General features: G+C 40.5%; 2 protein-coding genes. One reads left to right on the top strand and one right to left on the bottom strand.

The window, feature by feature from the left end; all coding sequences use genetic code 11:
• Window positions 1-141: 141 nt before the first annotated feature.
• The gene (locus tag Q0296_RS02655) at window positions 142-2,715 is read left to right on the top strand and encodes an AAA family ATPase (protein ID WP_012001683.1); all 2,574 of its coding nucleotides are present in this window, start codon (window positions 142-144) and stop codon (window positions 2,713-2,715) included.
• A 138-nt stretch (window positions 2,716-2,853) separates the two neighbouring features.
• Here the strand turns inward: Q0296_RS02655 and Q0296_RS02650 are convergent.
• Window positions 2,854-4,318, bottom strand: a 1,465-nt coding sequence (locus Q0296_RS02650) for an inorganic phosphate transporter (protein ID WP_298036215.1), incomplete at its 5' end; no start/stop codon positions are given.

Below are 4,318 nucleotides of genomic sequence, written 5' to 3'. Positions count from 1 at the left end.
TTTTGTCTATTTTTAACACAAATTTATAACAGCAAATTTTAGCAATTATATAAAAAGAGTGACAAAGGCTATAAAAATACTTGACAATATAAGACTAAAGTTATATAATGCCGCCATTATAAAATAACTTAAGGAGCTTTAATGGCTGACATAACAGAAAATTTAACAGCGCAGATGCAAGAGACACTTGAAAAAGGCGTTAGCTTAGCGATCTTTTCTAAAAATCCACAAGTTGTGCCACTTCACGTCTTTTGGGCTTTGCTCGCTGATAGTAATTCTATTTTAAATCAAGTATTTAATAAGATGAACATAAGCAAAGACGCAGTCGAGCTTGAGATAAAAAGCAAGATCTCGTCACTTCCAAGTAGCTCAAACGTTACAAAAGATAACGTTTCAGTTTCAAGAGAGCTTATAAATTCGCTTGAAAATGCAAAAGCTTTAATGGTAAGCATGGGCGATAGCTACATAGCTGTTGATACATGGATCATCTCGGCTCTTGAGCTTAGTGAGATCAAACAAATTTTAAGCAAATTTTGCGATATTTTAGAGATCAAAAAGAACCTTGAGAGCATAAGAGGTGGTAAAAAGATAGATAGCCAAACCGGCGATGATACTCTTGATAGCTTAGAGAAATTTGGTATCGATCTAACACAAAAAGCCCTAAACAAAGAGCTTGATCCAGTCATCGGCCGTGATGAAGAGATCACTAGGATGATGCAAATTTTAATAAGAAAGAGCAAAAATAACCCTATCTTGCTTGGTGAGCCAGGTGTTGGTAAAACAGCCATCGTTGAGGGGCTGGCTCAAAAGATAGTTGCTCGCGATGTGCCAACAAGCCTTGCAAACAAGCGTGTCATCGCGCTTGATATGAGCGCAGTTGTAGCTGGAGCAAAGTATAGAGGCGAGTTTGAAGATAGGTTAAAAGCTGTCATAGACGAGGTTAAAAAGGCTGGCAACATCATACTTTTTATAGATGAAATTCACACCATCGTTGGAGCTGGTGCGAGCGAGGGTGGAATGGATGCTGCAAATATCCTAAAACCAGCTCTTGCGCGTGGCGAGCTTCACGCTGTTGGTGCGACAACATTAAAAGAGTATAGAAAATACTTTGAAAAAGATGCAGCGCTTCAAAGACGTTTTCAACCAATAGATGTCAAAGAGCCAAGCGTAAATGAGGCACTTCAAATTTTACGTGGTATAAAAGAGCGTCTTGAAGTTCATCACGGCATCACGATAACTGATAGCGCGCTAGTTGCCGCAGCAAGGCTAAGCGATCGCTACATCGCAAACCGTTTCTTGCCGGATAAAGCAATAGATCTTATCGACGAGGCAGCAGCTGAGCTAAAAATGCAAATAGAGAGCGAACCATACGAGCTTTCAAAGATAAAACGTGAGATCGTAACGCTTCAAGTAGAAAAAGAAGCTCTAAAGATGGAGGATGCGGATAAAAACAAAGAAAGACTTGGCGAGATCGAAAAAGAAATAGCTGATCTAAATGAGAAAAAGCTAGCACTTGATACTAAATTTGAAAACGAAAAGGCTGTTTTTGGAGGAATTTCAAAAGCAACAAAAGAGATCGATAGCTTAAAATCACAAGCTGAGATAGCAAAAAGAAATGGCGATCTTCAAAAGGCTGCCGAGATAGAATACGGCAAAATAGCAGACGCCAAAAAGCACAAACACGAGCTTGAAGAAAAATGGGAGCACATGAAAAAAGAGGGCGTGCTTCTTAAAAATCAAGTCGATGAAGAGCTTGTGGCTGAAATTTTGAGCAAATGGACTGGAATTTCAGTTAAAAAGATGCTAACAAGCGAAAAAGAGAAATATCTGCGCATCGAAGAGCATCTAAGAGAGAGTGTTGTCGGTCAAGATGACGCATTACACGCACTTGCACGTGCTGTTAAGAGAAACAAAGCAGGGCTAAATGAGGGTCAAAGGCCGATTGGTTCGTTTTTATTTCTTGGACCAACAGGCGTTGGTAAAACTCAGTCTGCTAAGGCTTTGGCTAAATTCTTATTTGACGATGAGAAGGCGCTTATCCGCTTTGATATGAGCGAATATATGGAAAAACATAGCGTGAGCAGGCTTCTTGGTGCGCCTCCAGGATATGTAGGCTACGATGAGGGCGGTCAGCTAACAGAGGCAGTTCGTAGAAGACCATACTCAGTCATACTTTTTGACGAGGTTGAAAAGGCGCACAAGGACGTATTTAACATACTTTTGGGAATTTTAGATGACGGACGTGCGACTGATAATAAAGGTGTAACGGTTGATTTTAAAAACACGATCATCATTTTAACTTCAAACATCGCTTCAAATTTCATCATGGAGCTAAAGGGCGAAGATCGTGATGTAGCTGTTAAAAACGAGCTTAAAAACTACTTTAAACCTGAGTTTTTAAATAGGCTTGATGACACTATCATATTTAATCCTCTAAATGAGCAAGGCTTGATATCTATCGTAGAGATCATGTTTAAGGAGCTTGAAAAAACTCTTCACAACCGCGGTATCAAGGCAGTTTTAAGCGAAGAGGCTAAGAAATTTATCGCAAAAGCTGGCTTTGACATAGTTTATGGCGCAAGACCTCTTAGAAGAGCGCTTTATGAGCTAGTTGAAGACAAGATCGCTGATATGATCTTAAAAGATGAGCTTGAAAGTGGCGATGAGATCACCATCGATAGCGACGGTGAGAAGATCATCATTAAGAAAAAATAACTTCAAATTTACTTGGCAGGCTTAGGCTTGCCAAGGATAAATTTCTACAAATTTACAGATTAAATTTCATAGTAAAGCAGGCAAAATTTTAAAGCATTTATTGGCATAAATTTATATCTACACCAACAAATTTAACTCCTAAATTCCCAAAAACAAAGCAAGACCAAAGTAAAACAGGGCCGATGATATCGCAGCTGCAGGCAGTGTGATGAGCCAAGCAAGGATGATAGGTTTTACCATTTTCCAGTTGGCGTTTTTATTTACGATACCGATGCCCAAAACTGCGCCTATTAGGATATGAGTCGAGCTAACAGGTATGCCAAGCTTTGTAGCTAAAAGTATGACGATACTTGAGGCAAGCTCCGCGCTAAAGCCAGTTGTAGGTAAAATTTCAGCTAGTTTTGAGCCGATAGTTGTGATGACCTCTTTGCCTAAAAACCAAAGTCCAACAACGAGCGAGATACCAAAGGTCACCATCGCAACACTTGGTATCGGCGAGCTTTCGTTTATCGAGCCAGTTTTTAGCACGTCAAGCACCGCAGCAAATGGTCCAACTGCGTTTGCTATGTCGTTTGCGCCGTGTGAAAATGCAAAAGATGAAGCGGTAAAAATTTGAAACCATGAGAAAATTCTATTGATACTTTTTTCGCTGTCGTTTTTACTCATTACGTTGATGATGGCAAGGCTTGCTAGGTATGCAAGCGCTCCGATAACAAAGATGATCCAGACAGTTTGGATGATACTAAAGGCTAAATTTATATGCTCAAGCCCTTTAAAAAGCATCATTGATGAGATGACCATTGCGGCAAATCCAGCGATGATCGGGATGTGCTTTTTCATAGCTTTAAAAGTATCTATCTCTTTTTCGCTATCTTTCATGATGCGAATTTTTGAGCGGTACTCGCTATATTCGGTCGTTTCGATCTCGTCCTCGTCGATAACAGCGATCCTTGAAAGCGTAGCGATCTGCTCTTCGGCTGGCTTTGTCTTTAGTGCCTTTACAAAGCTCTCTTTATATGCTTTTCTCTCGGACTTTAGGGCTTTTAAGTCCATTTTTAGCTCATGCGTCGGGTCTAAAATCTTTCTTTTTACATAACCAAATATAATGTAAGACATCACACCGCCAAGTAGAGGCGAGATGACCCAGCTAACGGCGATCCTGCCGATCTCGCTCCAAGAGACCATGCTAAGCGGAGCTGGGTCTTTTATCATAAAACCCATGGCAAGTCCAGCACCTACGATACCGCCTACGATAGAGTGTGTGGTCGAGACCGGAAGGCCTTTTTTTGTAGCATAAAAGAGCCAAAGACCGGAGCTTAGAAGGGCTGAGATCATGATGATGACAAATTTCATCGGATTTAGGTCGATTGGAAATTTAACGATCTCATTTCTTATCGTATTTGTAACCTCAGAGCCCGCAAATATCGCGCCACTAAGCTCAAAAATAGCTGCGATAACAAGGGCTTGTTTTAGCGTAAGAGTTTTAGCACCAACGCTTGTGCCAAAGCTGTTTGCAACGTCGTTTCCGCCGATGTTAAACGCCATAAAGATACCGAAAATACTAGCGATACTAAAAAGTAAAAAGTGATGAGTCGGGATATAC

Origin of the sequence: uncultured Campylobacter sp., from assembly GCF_937890585.1 — a bacterium.
In the GTDB taxonomy this organism is placed as follows: domain Bacteria; phylum Campylobacterota; class Campylobacteria; order Campylobacterales; family Campylobacteraceae; genus Campylobacter_A.
Note: the sequence above shows the minus strand (reverse complement) of the source record. Positions and strands in the feature narration are given on the sequence as shown.